The 16,694-nt window shown below is 36.7% G+C and carries 16 protein-coding genes; 5 read left to right on the top strand and 11 right to left on the bottom strand.

The window, feature by feature from the left end:
- Window positions 1-6: 6 nt before the first annotated feature.
- From coaE to nusB, 7 genes are all read right to left on the bottom strand, one after another.
- Complete coding sequence (gene coaE, locus J7604_RS08120; protein ID WP_293893850.1) at window positions 7-603, bottom strand: dephospho-CoA kinase; 597 nt, start codon at window positions 601-603, stop codon at window positions 7-9.
- On the bottom strand, window positions 593-1,528 hold the full coding sequence (locus tag J7604_RS08115; protein ID WP_293893847.1) for a hypothetical protein: 936 nt from the start codon (window positions 1,526-1,528) through the stop codon (window positions 593-595). Before J7604_RS08115 ends, coaE begins: the two co-directional genes overlap by 11 nt.
- Window positions 1,529-1,533: 5 nt before the next feature.
- Window positions 1,534-1,860 (bottom strand): preprotein translocase subunit YajC, encoded by a 327-nt coding sequence (yajC, locus tag J7604_RS08110; RefSeq protein ID WP_293893844.1) that lies wholly within the window; start codon window positions 1,858-1,860, stop codon window positions 1,534-1,536.
- A gap of 29 nt (window positions 1,861-1,889) precedes the next feature.
- Window positions 1,890-2,396, bottom strand: coding sequence for a DUF1573 domain-containing protein (locus J7604_RS08105; RefSeq protein ID WP_293893841.1), 507 nt, complete (start codon window positions 2,394-2,396; stop codon window positions 1,890-1,892).
- A gap of 27 nt (window positions 2,397-2,423) precedes the next feature.
- Window positions 2,424-3,425, bottom strand: a complete 1,002-nt coding sequence (locus J7604_RS08100; RefSeq protein WP_293893838.1) for an isocitrate/isopropylmalate family dehydrogenase — start codon at window positions 3,423-3,425, stop codon at window positions 2,424-2,426.
- 30 nt (window positions 3,426-3,455) lie between these two features.
- On the bottom strand, window positions 3,456-3,755 hold the full coding sequence (locus J7604_RS08095) for a YtxH domain-containing protein (RefSeq protein WP_028979694.1): 300 nt from the start codon (window positions 3,753-3,755) through the stop codon (window positions 3,456-3,458).
- A gap of 250 nt (window positions 3,756-4,005) precedes the next feature.
- The gene (gene nusB, locus J7604_RS08090) at window positions 4,006-5,142 is read right to left on the bottom strand and encodes a transcription antitermination factor NusB (RefSeq protein WP_293893829.1); all 1,137 of its coding nucleotides are present in this window, start codon (window positions 5,140-5,142) and stop codon (window positions 4,006-4,008) included.
- Window positions 5,143-5,366: 224 nt separating this feature from the next.
- Here nusB and J7604_RS08085 point away from each other — a divergent pair, with 224 nt between their 5' ends.
- Window positions 5,367-7,148, top strand: coding sequence for an ABC transporter ATP-binding protein (locus tag J7604_RS08085; protein ID WP_293893826.1), 1,782 nt, complete (start codon window positions 5,367-5,369; stop codon window positions 7,146-7,148).
- 129 nt (window positions 7,149-7,277) lie between these two features.
- On the opposite strand, the gene J7604_RS08080 is transcribed toward J7604_RS08085, so the two are convergent.
- The 4 genes from J7604_RS08080 to truA all read right to left on the bottom strand — a co-directional run bounded on the left by J7604_RS08080 (window position 7,278) and on the right by truA (window position 11,750).
- Entirely contained in the window at window positions 7,278-8,267 is a 990-nt protein-coding gene (locus tag J7604_RS08080; protein WP_293893823.1) for a sugar-binding protein, read from the bottom strand.
- 304 nt (window positions 8,268-8,571) lie between these two features.
- On the bottom strand, window positions 8,572-9,099 hold the full coding sequence (locus J7604_RS08075) for a hypothetical protein (protein WP_293893820.1): 528 nt from the start codon (window positions 9,097-9,099) through the stop codon (window positions 8,572-8,574).
- A complete protein-coding gene (locus tag J7604_RS08070; RefSeq protein ID WP_293893817.1) occupies window positions 9,099-10,868 on the bottom strand; it encodes an ABC transporter ATP-binding protein in 1,770 nt (589 codons plus the stop codon). The genes J7604_RS08075 and J7604_RS08070 overlap by 1 nt, the downstream gene beginning before the upstream one ends.
- Before the next feature lie 132 nt (window positions 10,869-11,000).
- Window positions 11,001-11,750: a tRNA pseudouridine(38-40) synthase TruA gene (truA, locus tag J7604_RS08065; RefSeq protein WP_293893814.1), complete on the bottom strand. Its 750-nt coding sequence runs from the start codon at window positions 11,748-11,750 to the stop codon at window positions 11,001-11,003.
- 81 nt (window positions 11,751-11,831) lie between these two features.
- Between truA and J7604_RS08060 the strand changes: the two genes are divergently transcribed.
- From J7604_RS08060 to J7604_RS08045, 4 genes are all read left to right on the top strand, one after another.
- Window positions 11,832-12,302, top strand: a complete 471-nt coding sequence (locus tag J7604_RS08060; RefSeq protein WP_028979700.1) for a DUF4293 domain-containing protein — start codon at window positions 11,832-11,834, stop codon at window positions 12,300-12,302.
- Between the two features lie 155 nt (window positions 12,303-12,457).
- Complete coding sequence (locus J7604_RS08055; protein ID WP_293893809.1) at window positions 12,458-14,323, top strand: OmpA family protein; 1,866 nt, start codon at window positions 12,458-12,460, stop codon at window positions 14,321-14,323.
- A gap of 160 nt (window positions 14,324-14,483) precedes the next feature.
- On the top strand, window positions 14,484-16,133 hold the full coding sequence (pgi, locus tag J7604_RS08050; protein WP_293893806.1) for a glucose-6-phosphate isomerase: 1,650 nt from the start codon (window positions 14,484-14,486) through the stop codon (window positions 16,131-16,133).
- A gap of 220 nt (window positions 16,134-16,353) precedes the next feature.
- Window positions 16,354-16,620: a hypothetical protein gene (locus J7604_RS08045; RefSeq protein ID WP_028979703.1), complete on the top strand. Its 267-nt coding sequence runs from the start codon at window positions 16,354-16,356 to the stop codon at window positions 16,618-16,620.
- The last annotated feature ends 74 nt before the right edge of the window (window positions 16,621-16,694 follow it).

Here is a 16,694-nt window from a genome sequence, read left to right as displayed (position 1 = left end):
AATGATTTAGCTTAGTTCTCCGTGAATCTTAACAACTTGTGGAATAACCAGATGAACTTCATCGTTCAGAATATAAAAATCTGCCAGCTTTTGCTTTTCCTCATCTTTCATCTGTCTTTCAAGAATAGCTTTGATATCTTCCTGTGTTCTGAAAGGATCTCTTTTTATTATCCTTCTTATTCTAAGATTTTCTGGTGACAATACCAGAATGGTTTTATCAAGATCTTTGTAAGAGCCTGCTTCAAAAAGTAATGCTGCTTCTTTAAGGGTATAAGGAACGTTTGTTTGTGACGAATGCCATTCAGCATAATCTTTTCCTACAGCTGGATGCACAATTGCATTGAGTTGTTCAAGCAAAGCAGGATTATGAAATGCTTTTGAAGAAATAAATGACCTATTAAGTTTTCCAGATGTATAAGCTTCTTTTCCGAAAAGCGATGATATACCTTCAATCACTTCCGTTTTGTTTTCCATCAACCATTTAGCTCTATCATCGGCATAATAAATTGGAATACCTAATACAGAAAACACCTTGCTTACGGTTGTTTTGCCGCTGCCTATGCCACCGGTAATTCCTATTTTTAGAATCTGCTTATTCTTCATCGCTTACTTTAATAAAAGCGGGAGTGAAATAATAGCGGTAAACAAAAGAAGGTTTCTTAATAAGTTTCGCTTTAATCGTCTTATCCTTATTCAATTTATTATAATCTATGATCACTTTAAAATCTTCTTCTTTAGCTTGGTTTCTGGAATTTTTATTAACGAAGTAAGACAAAATGATAGTTTTCTCAGACAACTTTTTTCCTTCCGGAAAATTTACTTTCTGGAGTGAAAGAACAATATTCTCTTTGTGAACCTTTTCTACTTCAAATTTGACTTTAACCTTAGGTACGCTGAGAACAATCTCAGGAGAATAAGAAATTTCGGTTTTCACATCCTCATCATAAGAAGATGAAATATTTGTTTGAGGGATAAAGAGGTTTAAAGTGTCAGGAAACTCTTTTACCTGAGAATAGCCGCCGCGTACAGTTAGAGTATCGGGAAAAATTTTTATAGGACCAACAATCATATAGCCTGGAGCCATAGATATTTTTGAAGTATCCGCAGTTATTACAACTTTCTTTTTTCTCAGTTTTTCAAATGGCAAGTACAAAGAATCAGTAAGAACATAATTAACCTTCAGATCATCCAGCTGTTGGCTCACTACCTGATAGAGCTGCTCAGAAGACATATATTTCTTCTTAGGCACTCTCTTGATTTCAATATGAATGGGAGTCGTTTTAAACCAAAAAGTTTTTCTAAAAAAATTCCATCCATAACCAGATGCATTGATTCTGATTTTGGATGGAAGTTTCTCGACAGCTACCAGTTTGTCCTCTGGATAGTCAAATATTACAGGATAAGTAATATTGGAAGTGTAATCATCATTCATAGCGTTTAAAAACCAGAATGTACTAGCTGCTACAATACATAGTATTACTGCTCGCCAGTCAGCTTTTATACCCAATATGAACTTACCTTTACTCAATCGAATTAAGATTTGGCAGCAGGAGCCTGAGTTCTTTTAGTTGCCTCAGCTGAGATTGCTGATCTTTCAAATTTAAGTTTCACTCCTTTATCTACTTCCAGAATGATTGTATCGTCACTTTCAACACTGGAAACTTTACCATGAAGGCCGCCAATTGTAACAACATCATCGCCTTTCTTTACGCTGTCTCTAAATTCCTTTTGTTCTTTTGACTTTTTCTGTTGCGGTCTGATCATAAAGAAATAAAATACCACAATGATAACGCCGAAAAAAACAAGAGATACCCACTGATCTCCTCCTTGTTGCGCTTGCAATAAAATGTTTAGGTTCATAATTAAATTTGTAATGTAATATTTAGGTTTTATTGGTTTTTAAACGGACCAGACAAATTCTTCTTGGTAAGTACTTCTGCCTCGATTTCAAGCTTTGTTTCTGCAGGCTCTGTATTGGCAAATACAGTTACTGTTTTATTGATTTTTCCTTCTTTTCCAGAGCTATTGTATTTCACTTCCAATTTTCCTTCTTGTCCTGGCTGTACTGGTTCTTTTGTCCATTCAGGAATAGTGCATCCGCAAGAAGCCTTGGCGTCTCTAATGATAAGAGGTGCTGTTCCGGTATTTTTGAAAATAAATGTGTGTTCTACAATTTCTCCTTCATTGATTTTACCGAAATTATGGCTGCTTTCAGCAAAAGATATTTGAGTAGTAGCAAGTTGTTCCTCCTTTTTTCCTTCAGTAGAATCTCCGTTTGCAGAAGATTCAGTTGATTCAGAAGTTCCTGTTGATTCTTCACCTTTCTTTTCGCATGCAGAAAGCATTAACGCTCCTGCCAGACTCAAAGAAAAAATTAGTTTAAAAGCGCGTTTCATATTAGGTGTGTTGGTTATTAAAATGTATTAAAGGTTCTTTATGACATTTTTAGTAAATTCTTTGGTCGAAGCTTTTCCACCAAGATCACCGGTACACTGCTCTTTAACAGAAAGTGTAAGATCAAGAGCTTTGTCGATTTTTTTGGCGATGGTTTGTTCACCCATGTGTTCAAGCATCATCACAGCTGACTTAAGAATTGCAGTAGGATTAGCGATGCCTTTACCGGCTATATCCGGAGCCGAACCATGAACAGCTTCAAAAATTGAAGCTTCTTTGCCGATATTAGATCCTGCAACAATTCCCAGACCACCGACCAGACCAGCACAAAGATCTGAAAGGATATCTCCAAAAAGATTGGTGGTAACAATAACGTCAAACTTCTCTGGTCTTACAACCAGCTGCATACACATGTTATCGATAATAACTTCGTCTTTTTGAATATCTGGATATTGTTTGGCAATCTCTTCGCCAGCCTGAAGGAAGAGCGCACCAGCATGTTTAAGGATATTTGCTTTATGTACTAAAGTAACTTTTTTACGCCCGTTATTTTTAGCGTATTCAAAAGCCTCTTTCACAATCTGATAACACCCTGCTTTAGTTACTCGAGCGATTGAATCTGAGATCCCCAGACGTTCGTCGTAAAATTCCAACCCTGAATAAAGTCCTTCTGTATTTTCTCTAACAATGACTAAATCTACATTGGAGAATTTGGTAACCAATCCTGGAATGTTTTTGCAAGGTCTGATATTGGCATAAAGATCAAACAGCTGACGAAGCTGAACATTGATACTTTTAAAACCTTTCCCTACGGGAGTTGTAATCGGACCTTTCAAACCGATCTTATTCTTTTTTAAAGAAGCAATCAACTCATCAGGTATTAATTTTCCGCCTTTGTCGACAGAAATTTGGCCTGCGTTGATTTCCTCCCAGTCAATCGGGGCGCCAGCTGCACTGAAAATATCCTTAACGGATTCAACGATTTCCGGGCCTATTCCATCGCCCGGAATTAGAGTAACCAGCTTCTTCATAAATTAAAAATTTAGGGACCTTATTAAAAATTACTTACGACCTTTTATCTGATCAATCAGACTTTCCACATCTCCCAGAAGCTCCTCCGCTCTAACTTTTGTATCATTGATTACCTTTTGCCCTTCAGCTCTTGCCGCAGTATGAGGCAAATCTTTTTCTTCCATTAATTGAGCAATAAGTTCCTGAAGTTTGGTTTTATACTTATCAAGCTGAAAACTTAATTTATCTCTGGTATTTTTTCCTTTGTCGGGAGCGTAAAGGATACCAATGATTGCGCCTGCTGTAGCACCGGCCAGAAAAGCCAGGAAGGTTTTAGAACTTTTGCTCATGTCAATACAAATTTATTATTTGAAATTTTTTGTCTTCTTCTAAAAGCTAAAAGTGGAAAGCAGAAAGCTAAAAGCAAAAAACAGAAAGCTTAAAAGATTTCCCTAAATACTTCAACTTTAGCCGAGCTTAAATCATGCATAGGGCTCCACCCTATGCTGACAGAATATCACCCCCTAAGGGGCTTAAATAAAACTTTAAGCTTTACGCTTTTAGCTTTTAGCTTTTTACTTAAAACTTACCACTTAAAACTTATTTATTGTCTATCAAACCTCTTCCGCTTTTCTTAATCACTCCTGACTTTACCAACTCTTCGGAAACCTTATCAAGTACACCGTTTACAAATTGCTTGCTTTTAGGAGTACTGTATTCTTTTGATATTTCAATATACTCATTAATGGTTACTTTCACAGGAATACTAGGAAAATGTATCATTTCACCGATTGCCAGTTTAAGGATAATTTTATCTGTAGCGGCTAGTCTTTCGATATCCCAGTTTTTAATTTTATCCTCAACCAGTTTCTCTAACTCCTCTTCATCAGCAACTGTTTTATCATAAAGTTCTCTGTAAAACTCCTGATCTTCTTCCCAGTTTCCGGAAATTTCCAGAAGCTCGAAATCTTCTGATTTGTCCTCCTCTATTTCTTTAAGAGTTTTAATTACCAGACTTTTTATGATAGATTTATCTTCTGTCCAATAAATATCTCCCTCTTCAAAAAAGCCATCAACAATTTTACTTTTGAATATAAGAGTTTTTAATAGGTAAAGAATAAACGCTTTATCAGTTTCAAAATCAGAAGGTTTCATAAGATAATCGCGATATTCCTTATCAGGACGTACAATATCTCTATAAATACTTGCTATTTCCCCTTCTCTCCAGCTGATGTTCTTTTTGATTCTTGCTGCCTCAATATGTTTATTCAAAGCTAAAGCCTCAACTAATTTATTTTGTTTCAGTTTGATTTCGTTGAGGGCATCTTCAGGAGTAATGATAAATTTATTTTTATTCTTGTTAAAGTTAAATTCTGCCTCTTCTGCGATTTTATATGGCAACATCAAGAATTTGATGTATCTCTCATAGATTGAATTAACGTTTTCCCCCAGCAAAACCCTGAAATACTTGCGGTCTTTGTCGACCTGCTTTTTGAATTCATTTCTTGCATTTAGGACTGCAACTTTTACTTCAGGATCTGACTCAGTATCAATAACACTCTGGTGTAAAAAACTTCTTTCGTATACTTTTTTGGCGTGCTCCTTTTGCTTATGAAGTTTCTCGTAATCTGGCCTTTCCGGTGCATTAAGATCCGGAGCAAATTTTTCATCCATGTAATCTTTTCCCAGCTCAAAATTTGACACCTCAGACTGACTTAGCGCATAGAGCGTTTGCATCACTTTTACTCGTAATAGCCTCCTGTTTAACATCGCAGAATTGTAAAGAACGTTTTGTATTTTAATTAAAATTTCAGATTCTTCCGGACTTCAACTTTTTAAACTTTATTTAGTTTATCTTTGGGTCGAATACCTTCTTAAATCTCGGGAGCAATATTAGTTTTTTTTTCACTCCTTTTCAATTTTAAGAAGAAGTGGATTTTAAAATTAAGCATTAATTCGTTGTGAAGGAGTTAAATTACCTCAATAAATATTTCTACAAGTACAGGACAAAATTTTTACTGGGACTTGGCTTTATAATTTTATCAAAAATTTTCGCTACAGTACCTGCTGTAATTGTCCGTTGGGCAATCAACTATGTTACTGAAAGTTACAACAGAACAGATACCAAAGGAATGGAAAAAATCTTTTTCCAGACTGATAATTTTGCCTATAACATCGCAATGGCAGGGCTTGCCATTATTGGCATGGCAATACTCAGTGGGCTTTTCCTTTATTTCCAGAGACAGACAATAATCGGTACTTCAAGACTTATCGAGTTCGATCTGAAAAATGAAATCTATGAACATTATCAGACGCTCCCTCTTAGTTTTTACAGAAAAAACAATACTGGAGATTTACTTGCTAGAGTTTCGGAAGATGTAAGTAACGTCAGAATGTACCTGGGACCAGCTATAATGTACATTTTGGATCTAATTGTGCTTTTTGCTGTCACTGTCCCCATTATGTTTTTTGCCAATGCAAAACTTACATTATATGTACTTCTTCCTCTGCCCATACTTGCCCTTTCAATATTCCTGATTGAAAACCTTATAGTTAAAAAATCTTTAGCCATACAAAAAGAGCTTTCGGCGCTTTCAACCTATTCTCAGGAATCTTTTTCCGGAATAAGGGTAGCCAAATCATTTGTAAGAGAGGATAAAATTTCTCAGGGTTTTGCAGATGCTAGCGAGGTTTATAAAGCCAAATCCCTTGAACTTGCCAGAGTAAATGCATTCTTCTTTCCTGTTATTCTTGCCTTAATAGGATTAAGTACAATCATGGTTCTATATGTCGGAGGAAATGAATTGATCGAAGGAAGATTACACTATGGAAATATTCCGGAATTCTTTTTATACATCAACCGTCTGACCTGGCCAGTTGCTTCTCTTGGCTGGACAACCAGCCTGGTGCAGAAAGCAGAAGCTTCTCAGGGAAGAATTAATGAATTCCTGAAAACCAAGACTGATATTGTTTCACAAAAGAATTTCAGCAAAAATATTCAAGGTGAAGTTGAATTTGATAATGTTTCCCTTGTTTATCCTGACACAGGAATAAAAGCTCTTAATGGAGTTTCTTTTAAAGTAAAAGCGGGAGAATCTCTAGCCATCATAGGAGGCACAGGCTCTGGTAAATCTACCATTGCAAATCTTATGGTAAGACTTTATGATACTTCTCAAGGCACTATCAAGGTTGATAATGTTGCAATCAGGGATTATGATATCCAGTCACTAAGAGCGCAATGCGGATACGTTCCTCAGGATGTCTTTTTGTTTAGTGATTCCATTAGAAATAATATTGCATTTGGATCACTATTTATAGGAGAAGACCAGATCGTGCAAGCTGCTAAAGATGCTGATCTGTACCAAAACATAGTAGAGTTTCCTGATAAATTTGATACTATCCTCGGTGAAAGAGGAATCACCCTTTCAGGTGGGCAAAAGCAGCGATTGTCCATTGCAAGAGCGATTTCAAGGTCCCCTAAAATATTGATTCTTGACGATTGCCTTTCTGCTGTTGATACGAAGACAGAAAACACTATTCTTAACAATCTTAAGAAAATAATGAAAGACAGAACAACAATCATTATTTCTCACAGGGCATCTTCAGTGAAGCTGGCAGACCAGATCATAGTTCTGGAAAATGGTGAAGTCGCAGAAAGGGGAAATCATGAAAACCTGATGAAACTCGACGGAATTTATAAGACTTTATATACCAAACAGCTGGAAGAAGAAAGTAAGGTTTAATAATCCAGACAGATAGACTTCATAAAAAGAGCTAAGCATTTTAGATGCTTAGCTCTTTTTATTTTATACTATCTTCCATTTATAAGTTTATCCTCTATACCTTACCTTATAAAAAGATACATTAATAACTTACTTCTTCACAAACCTTAAAACTTCACCCTTATCAGTTTTCAGAAGATAAGGTCCTTTAGAATAAGAAGATATATCTACTACTGAAACAGCCTTTGCAGAAGAAACAAGATTACCAAGAGCATTATAGATCTCTATGTTAGAGGTTTGATTTAAATATATAACACCTTCTTCAGCAGGGTTAGGGTAAATCAAAAAAGCATTTTGATCATTTGATGCGTCTATGCCAGTTGTAACAGAACCAGCAACCAACTCTAACTTGGCAAAAACATCTGCATTGATGTATCCATTATTTGCAATAGATTTGTCAAGATAGCGGGACCCTATGAAATTTTCCCTTGTTTGGGCTTTGTCGTTATCACAGTAAGCCAGGTTAAAACCCATAATCTTGCCCTCATTCAAAGTTAAAGGAGTATTGTTTTGACCATAAACAAAATTTTCACCGAAAACCTTTACTGAAACTTCCCAGGTGTATTTTGTCCCAGACTGAATTTTAGCAGAAGTGATGTGATCATTAAATAAATGAGGCTTCCCATCTGTCCCATTGTCTGCAACATCAATATTATTGATCGCCATATGATAGGCGAATGCATTATAACTAAACTCATGGGGCCCACCCGATTTATTTTCATCCAGGAACAACTCCAGACAATCATCATCCCAGTAATTAGTAAGTGCAGGAGAATTAACATCTCTTAAAATGTCGTCTGTAATTTCAGCAAGGATATATAACCTATCGCTAGTCCAAACGATTTTGTACCTGCCACTGAAATCATCTGCGGTCACAGGATTGCCAATATAAACATTGCTAATTGGAACCCACGCAGCATCATTCCATACAGCATCATTAGCATTTCCATCAATAACAGGAGCAGTATCGGCTTTAGGAGCTTTATAATATTCTGTATTCGATTCTGGCTGAGCGTAGAGCAAATGCCCAAACATCAGAGATAAAATTAAAAATGAAAGATGTTTTGTATAAATCTTCATATGGGTTTGAGTTAATAGATGAATTTATGTAAAATTGATTTGATAGAAATTTTATTCGAAGCGCCTAATTGGCTTTAATTTATTCTAATAAAAAGAAATATAAGCATTGTAGACTACAAAGCCATTAAATAAAGATAAAAAAAAATAAAAATATGAATATTTAAAAATTGGGATTTTATATAAACATAGCAACGAAACTGTTATTTATCAATCTCTAGATTATTCAAAAATAAAAAACTGCTCAGGTGGATAGGGAGACGCCAGCATGGCGTCTCAACGAGGTTTCGCTTTAAGTTTTTAAAAATCATTCTACGACAGGAATCTGTATTACAAACTGCCTTTCTTTTGGATAAATTTCCAGTGCCGGAGAAGCTTTCACTGTTAGATTTTGATCTTTCCCAAAAGCTTTAATTTTTTCATAAATATTTGCTGGAGCTACCAGAAAATGAGCATTTACTGTAGCCTCAATTACCTTCCTCTGATCAATCCTTAATACTGAATAACCTTTGATAGGAGTAAGAGAATCTTCAAACAATAATCCTATGAAAGCTTTAATAGTATCTGTTCCCTTTTCTGTTTCATTATAAAAGTAACCTGCCACTAATCCATTTTTAAACCTGCCGGATTTCAGATTCTCAGCATCATTAAAAAGCTGGCCAAAAGCTTTATCCGCAAGTATGCCATGATATGGCTTACCCAACATAAAAAAAGTAGGAGCTACTTTTACCTTATAAACAGGTTCGTTAAATCCGCCAAGCTTTTGGTATGCAAAGCTTCCAAGTACAGCTGTAAAAAATATTACACCAATCCAGATTAACAGTTTTTTATTCATTATGCTTCCAAAAGATTTTTATATTGAAGTTTGTTAAGTTGAGCGTATAGCCCGCCTTTTGCAATCAACTCTTCATGTCTACCGGTTTCTTTAATTTCTCCTTTATCCATGACTATAATTTTATCGGAATTTCTTATTGTTGAAAGCCTGTGTGCTATTATGATGGATGTTCTTCCCAACATAAGCTTCTCTATTGCCTTTTGAATTAACTCTTCCGTTTCTGAGTCTATAGAAGAAGTCGCTTCATCCAAAACTATAATTTTAGGATCATAAACCATTGCGCGGATGAAGGAAATCAATTGTCTCTGACCAACAGAAAGTGTTGCGCCCCTTTCCTGAACGTTATAATCCAGACCTCCGGGAAGTCTTTCAATAAAGCCCCTTGCACCTACCAACTCGGCAGCTTCCCAAATTTTTGCGTCACTTATCGCTTCATTTCTCAAAGTAATATTATTTCTGATGCTGTCGCTGAAAAGAAATACATCCTGCAACACCATTGAAATCTGAGATCTCAGATAATTTAAATCATATGTTTTTAAATCAACACCATCGACCAGGATCGTTCCCTTGTTGATGTCATAAAATCTATTTAAAATATTAATGATTGATGATTTACCCGCACCTGTAGCCCCGACGAAGGCTACCTTCTCTCCTGCTTTCACATTAAAAGAAATATCTTTTAAAACATAGTCTTCTTCAGAATAGGCAAACCAGACTTTGTCAAACTTTACTTCGCCTTTAAATTCTTGAGCTTTATATGTACCATTAGGAATAATATCTTCATCGTTGTCCAATAATTTGAATATCCTGTCTGAACTCACAATACCCATTTGCAGAGTATTAAAACGGTCTGCGATCATTCTGATAGGACGGAAAAACATGGAGATATACAAAATAAATGCTACCAAATCCCCAAGACTCACCGTTTCTTTCATGACAGAATTGGCGCCATACCATATCAAAAGTCCAGTTCCGATTGCTGCCATAATCTCAGCCACGGGCATATAAATGGAATAATAAAGGACAGACTTTAAATTGGAAACCTTATGCTCTTCGTTGATCTTTTTAAACTTCTCAAATTCTCTTGACTCACTGTTAAAGATCTGAACGATGCTCATACCCGTTATATGCTCTTGTACAAAAGCATTAAGGCGGGCCACAGCAGTTCGCACTTCGTTGAATGAACTTTTTATTTTTTCTTTAAAAATATAGGTAGAAAGTAACAACAAAGGCAGCATTGAAAGACTGTACAAAGTAAGCCTCCAGTTGATATAAAACATTACACCAAGAATCGTTGCAAGCTGCAATAAATCGGCAACGATTGAAGCCAAACCTTCGCTGAATACGTTGGATAGAGTTTCCACATCTGACACGTTTCTCGTCACCAGCGTACCAATAGGTGTGCGGTCAAAAAACTTCAGACGGAATCTGACAAGGTGAGAAAATAATTTTATTCTGATGTCTTTGATTACACTTTGTCCTAGCCAGCTGGCAATATATGTGTGAGAATATTCAACAACCGAATGCAAGGCCAGAAGCCCCAAAAGCAATAAGACCATATTTCTAAGTCCTAATGCATCACTGCTTTGAACATAAGTATCGAGCGTATACTTGATGATCAAAGGCTTAGCTGGTCCCAGAATGGCTGAGAGAACAGTAAGGAAAATCAAAAACAGAAAGGATCCTTTGTAAGGCTTCAGGTATTGAAAAAGTCTATTAAGGATCTTTAGATCAAATAAATTCCCGCTGATCGTTTTCTTATCTTTCACAATGCTTCAATTATTTTGAGCAAAAGTAATCTAAAAACTAAGAGGAGCGAAAGAAAGTTAAATCCCATTTTTTCCTCATTCACTTAAAGAACCTAATTACTAATGCTTTGATTAAAATTTTGTTCTTTAAAATTATTCTTTGAAAAAGATTTCTTTGGGATATTTTACTTCACAAAGAAATAGCCCTTCCGGAGGTGCTGCGCGCCCTGCAGCTTTACGGTCTTTTTTATCCAGAATTTCTTTAAATTCTTCGATAGACATTTTACCCAAGCCAACCTCAATAAGAGTACCAACCAGCGCTCTTACCATTCCCCTTAAAAACCTGTTAGCTTCCACATGAAAAATCAAAAGATCTCCTCTTTCTTCCCATTCAGCTCTGTAAATGGTGCAAAGGAAATTCTCTACAGATGTTTTAACCTTACTAAAACTTTGAAAGTCAAAATAATTATACAACAAAGCGGATGCATTGTTTAAGAGAGCCACATCCATAGGACGAGGGTAAAAGTAGGTTAGTCCAAACAAAAAAGGATTTTTTACACGAGTAATTCTATATTCGTATCTTCTTGAAATGGCATCGAATCGCGCATTCGATTCAGAATTCACCACAAAATATTCCCTTACAGAAATATCTTCGGGAAGCATTCTGTTGATTTTGTACAGATAATCAATTGTAAGGTCTTTCTCCAGATCTATTTGTACGAATTGTTGTTCTGCATGCACTCCCGTATCTGTCCGACCACTTCCAAGGGTATTTATTTTATCTCCGAATAGTACCTTTAGTACCTTATTTAACTCTTCCTGCACCGAAACAGCATTTTTCTGTATCTGCCAGCCACTGTAATTTGTCCCTTTATAGGCAACCTCTAGAAAATAACGTTTCACTTTACCTCCACTCAAAGAAAGTTGTAATTTAAAACAAAATGATATTATTTTTGCTTTTCGCAATTTAAAAACGATCCTAAGATGATTCAAAGAATCCAATCAGTCCTTCTCTTTTTTGTGGCAGTAGTGATGGTACTTACCTTGTTTTTCCCTATTTGGGAGAAAACGGAACCACAAACTGGCCTAAAAATCATTGTTAATTCCTTTAAGGCATATGAGACGACCAACCCTGGCGACGCGGTATACGCTTCCTCTTATATAGCAGCTATTGCCATAGTGGCCGCAGTTACAGCTTTGATTTCCATTTTCAAATACAAAAACAGACTGTTCCAGATGAAACTTGGTCTGGTTAATTCCCTGCTAATGTCTGCGCTTATCGGTGCTAATGTTTATGCTATTCACGAAGTTAAAAAAATAGGCTTTACTCTTTATGAGGAAAGCTTTGACATTGCTTTCTTTTTACCGATAGCTGGTATTATCCTGAATATGCTTGCAAACAGATTTATCAGAAAAGATGAAGAACTTGTAAGATCAGTGGACAGACTGAGATAGTTCAATATTTCAAAATCATTTTCGTTTTCTTTATCAGAAGAATGTCAGGGAGCATTTTAAGTTTTCTGACATTCTTTGTTTTTAAGCCGCAGCAATCCATGCTAAATTGTAAAACACTTCTACTGCGATTAAAACCCTCTAAATCCCGGAGTCCTATGCAATTCACAAGAAACATACTTATCCTTTCCTTCTTTCTTTTTTTCTCCTTAAAAAGTTTTAGTCAGGACGAAAAGCTTATCAAAAAAGCAGACAAGTTTTTTGAAGAAAAAAATTTCTTTCAGGCGCTAGGAATATATGAGCAGGCCCTAGAACAGAAGAAAACAGACCCGTACGTTAATTTCAGGATTGCACAGTGTTACCTATTCACGTCTCCTAAAACCAAGGCTCTGAAATTTGCAGCAGACGCAGTGGCAAACTCAGAGGCTCCTACCAGTGAAATGTATTTCCTTCTTGCTCAATCTTATCAGCTCAATCACAACTTTGACAAGGCAATTGAAAACTACAAAAAATCAGACCCAGGTAACAAAAATAAGAGAGCAATTTCCAAACTAATTACAGAGTGCGAATACGGAAAGGGGTATTTAAAAAATCCTGTGGATTTTAAAATTTCAAATGCCGGACCTATTGTAAATACACAGTTCCAGGAATATCTTCCTTACATCACTCCTGACTTATCTGAACTTTATTTTACTTCCCGCAGAACAGGTTCTACAGGTGGAAAAAAAGAATATGACGGTCTTTATTTTGAAGATATTTATGTAAGTCAGAACAAGGGTGGCGCATGGGATACCCCTCAAAATATGGGCACACCTATAAACTCGGATTTGCATGATGCCTGCATAGGCATAGCTCCTTCCGGGGAAACAATGTTCATTTACAAAAGCAGCAATGGAGGGGATATCTATATGTCTGAAAAGAAAGGTAATCAATGGACGAAACCAGAACCCCTCTCTATTAATACTCCATTTTTCGAAACCTCAGCATGTCTTTCTCCTGATGAGCGGACTTTGTATTTTGTAAGAGCTGAAAACTTTCAGGCTAACAGAGATATCTATTATTGTTCAAGAACTTTAGGCGGTAAATGGTCAGTCCCCAAAAAGCTTGAAGGTATCAATACTCCGTTTGATGAAGATGCTCCATTCATTCACCCTGATGGAAAAACCCTTTATTTCAGCTCCAAAGGTCACTCTACTATGGGAGGATTTGACATATTTAAATCTGAGAAAACTGCTTCAGGCGGATGGTCAGCTCCTGTAAACCTCGGATATCCTCTTAACACGGCGGGAGAAGATGTTTATTTTGTGCTTTCTGCTAATGGTAAAATCGGTTATTATTCTTCTGATAAAGAAGGCGGACAAGGAAGGCAGGATCTATATTCGGTAAGAATGCCGGTAAGCGAAGAGCCAGAGCTTGCATTGCTTAAAGGAACTGTAAAAGACGAAACAGGAAAACCTTTGGATGCTGATATTACAATTACTGACAACTCGAGCAGAGAGGTAGTTGCTAAATTCTCCTCTAACAGTGCAAACGGAAAATATATGGTTGCCCTTCCATCCGGAAAAAATTACGGAATCACCATTGAGAAAAAAGGGAAGTTATTTTATTCTGACAATGTCTTCCTCTCAGAAAAAGACGGATATAAAGAATTAAAAAATGATGTTCAGCTTCAAAGCGCAAAATCGGGTGCTACAGTGGTTCTGAAAAACATTTTTTTTGATTCTGGTAAATCAGACTTGAGACCAGAGTCAACCATTGAATTACAGAAACTTGTTAAACTATTACAAGAAAACCCTTCCATAAAAATTGAAATTTCCGGTCATACTGACAACACAGGAAATGCTGACGCAAACATCGCTCTATCCAAAACCAGGGCTCAAAAAGTCTCTGAATACCTCTCTTCTTCCGGCATATCCAATAACAGATTGATATACAAAGGATACGGTAGTGCAAAACCAATTGCCGACAATGCCACAGAGGAAGGCAGGCAAAAGAACAGGCGTACGGAGTTCAAGATTTTGTAGTTGACAACCATAATGGATCTGGGAAAATCCCGATATTTTCTATCATTTTCTTATATTTGGCGGATTTTTCGAATAAAATCGAAATAGTGAAAATCTATTTACCGCCATTAGTTATGGAGGAAATTGATTCTCATCGGGAAAAACAGAATTAAACACACTTATGAAAAAATTAACAGAGCTTGCTTCCTGGCAGAAACTAAAAACGCATTTTGACCAAACCAGTTCTCTGCAGATGCGCGACTTGTTTGAGAAAGATCCATCTCGTTTTGACAAGTTTTCATTAAAGTTTAATAACATACTTGTTGACTATTCAAAAAACAGAATCACGGAAGAAACTCTAAAACTCCTTTTTGATCTTGCAAAAGAAAGAGATGTAAAAGGATGGACTGAAGCGATGTTCAAAGGTGAAAAGATCAATAACACCGAAGGCAGAGCTGTATTGCACGTGGCATTGAGAAACAGATCAAACACTCCTGTAATAGTTGATGGCAAAGATGTGATGCCTGAAGTAAACAAGGTGCTTGACAAAATGAAAAAATTCTGTGAACAGGTTAGAAGCGGCGCATGGAAAGGATATACTGGCAAATCTATCACTGATGTAGTAAACATCGGTATCGGAGGCTCTGACCTTGGCCCGTATATGGTTACGGAAGCTTTAAAACCATATGCAAAGGCAGGTCTTAATGTTCACTTTGTTTCCAACGTAGACGGAACTCATATAGCTGAAACGCTTAAAGCAGTAAATCCGGAGACTACACTATTTATCATAGCATCTAAGACTTTTACTACTCAAGAAACTATTACCAATGCTGAGTCTGCAAAAAGCTGGTTCCTTGCAACAGCAAAGGATCAGAAGGCTGTAGCTAAACACTTTGCGGCTCTTTCTACGAATGCAAAAGAAGTTTCTGCATTTGGTATAGATACTGAAAACATGTTCGAGTTCTGGGATTGGGTTGGAGGAAGATATTCTTTATGGTCTGCAATAGGCTTGTCCATTGCAGTATACATCGGATTTGAGAATTTCGAAAAGCTTCTTGCCGGTGCTCATGCAATGGATAACCATTTCAGAAATGAGCCTCTAGAGAAAAACATCCCTGCTATATTAGCATTGCTAGGTGTTTGGTACAATAATTTCTATGGAGCTGAATCTCATGCAATCTTACCATACGACCAGTACATGCACCGTTTTGCAGCATACTTCCAGCAAGGTGATATGGAAAGCAACGGTAAGAGAGTTACAAGAGATGGCGATGTTATTGAAGGTGCTTATCAGACAGGTCCTATCATTTGGGGAGAGCCTGGAACTAACGGTCAACACGCTTTCTACCAATTAATACATCAGGGAACAAAACTTATCCCTTCTGACTTCCTTGCTCCTGTTCAAACTCAGAATCCTGTTAGCGATCATCATGAAAAACTTCTGGCGAACTTCTTCGCTCAGACTGAAGCTTTGATGAAAGGTAAAACTGAAGCTGAAGCAAAAGCTGAATTGGAGAAAGAAGGATTAAAAGGAGAAGCTCTTGAAAAGTTACTTCCTCATAAAGTATTTCCAGGTAACAGACCAACAAACTCTATATTCTTCAAGAAACTGACACCTGAAACACTTGGTGCACTTGTGGCAATGTATGAGCACAAGATTTTTGTACAAGGGATGATCTGGGGCGTTAACCCTTATGATCAATGGGGTGTAGAACTTGGAAAACAACTTGCAAAGAAGATCCTTGCTGAGCTTCCTGGTGATGCCAAAGTAACATCACATGACGCTTCCACCAACGGATTGATCAACTACTATAAAAGCAACAAGGCCTAGTAATAGTTACTACAAATATGCAGAGGCAACCTCATCAAGGTTGCCTCTTTTTTTTAACTTCTCATATTAGCTGTACAGACTACCAAACCGGCATTTCCACTGTTCACAAAATTACAACTCCTCCAAACCACCAATAAAATCAATACCTCTAGCGCTATCACAAACATATCATTTCTCGCTCCTGTTCTTCAAATAAGAGGAACATTTACTCCAACAACATATGAAGAAGATTCTATTAATTCTTATAACATATATACTTGTAATACCTGTTACGCATGCTGAAGCTGTTGAAGATGTGAACACCTATAGAATAACAATGCTTGCTTCTATTGGCACTATCGTATTGTCAATATTTGTTTACTATCTCATCTGGAAATCAGGAAATACAGCAGGAGCAAAGAATAAAATTAAAAGAACAACGGTACAGGCAGCAAAAATAAATCCCAAAGCAGTGTCGCCGGTACAAAAGCAAAAAATGGCAAGCTGAGGTTTGTCTTTTACCAGGAATTGCTTGCGAGGTTTTGCATCGATTCCTGTTTTTTTATTTTGTTCCCCTTTTTC

Source organism: Sporocytophaga sp., assembly GCF_017745095.1.
Lineage (GTDB): Bacteria > Bacteroidota > Bacteroidia > Cytophagales > Cytophagaceae > Sporocytophaga.
Note: the sequence above shows the minus strand (reverse complement) of the source record. Positions and strands in the feature narration are given on the sequence as shown.

What these genes read in the sequence shown, in the direction of transcription:
- coaE (WP_293893850.1), bottom strand. Translation starts at nt 603, where the DNA reads ATGAAGAATAAGCAGATTCTAAAAATAGGAATTACCGGTGGCATAGGC.
- yajC (WP_293893844.1), bottom strand. Translation starts at nt 1,860, where the DNA reads ATGAACCTAAACATTTTATTGCAAGCGCAACAAGGAGGAGATCAGTGG.
- J7604_RS08105 (WP_293893841.1), bottom strand. Translation starts at nt 2,396, where the DNA reads ATGAAACGCGCTTTTAAACTAATTTTTTCTTTGAGTCTGGCAGGAGCG.
- J7604_RS08100 (WP_293893838.1), bottom strand. Translation starts at nt 3,425, where the DNA reads ATGAAGAAGCTGGTTACTCTAATTCCGGGCGATGGAATAGGCCCGGAA.
- J7604_RS08095 (WP_028979694.1), bottom strand. Translation starts at nt 3,755, where the DNA reads ATGAGCAAAAGTTCTAAAACCTTCCTGGCTTTTCTGGCCGGTGCTACA.
- nusB (WP_293893829.1), bottom strand. Translation starts at nt 5,142, where the DNA reads ATGCAAACGCTCTATGCGCTAAGTCAGTCTGAGGTGTCAAATTTTGAG.
- J7604_RS08080 (WP_293893823.1), bottom strand. Translation starts at nt 8,267, where the DNA reads ATGAAGATTTATACAAAACATCTTTCATTTTTAATTTTATCTCTGATG.
- J7604_RS08075 (WP_293893820.1), bottom strand. Translation starts at nt 9,099, where the DNA reads ATGAATAAAAAACTGTTAATCTGGATTGGTGTAATATTTTTTACAGCT.
- J7604_RS08060 (WP_028979700.1), top strand. Translation starts at nt 11,832, where the DNA reads ATGATTCAAAGAATCCAATCAGTCCTTCTCTTTTTTGTGGCAGTAGTG.
- J7604_RS08055 (WP_293893809.1), top strand. Translation starts at nt 12,458, where the DNA reads ATGCAATTCACAAGAAACATACTTATCCTTTCCTTCTTTCTTTTTTTC.
- pgi (WP_293893806.1), top strand. Translation starts at nt 14,484, where the DNA reads ATGAAAAAATTAACAGAGCTTGCTTCCTGGCAGAAACTAAAAACGCAT.
- J7604_RS08045 (WP_028979703.1), top strand. Translation starts at nt 16,354, where the DNA reads ATGAAGAAGATTCTATTAATTCTTATAACATATATACTTGTAATACCT.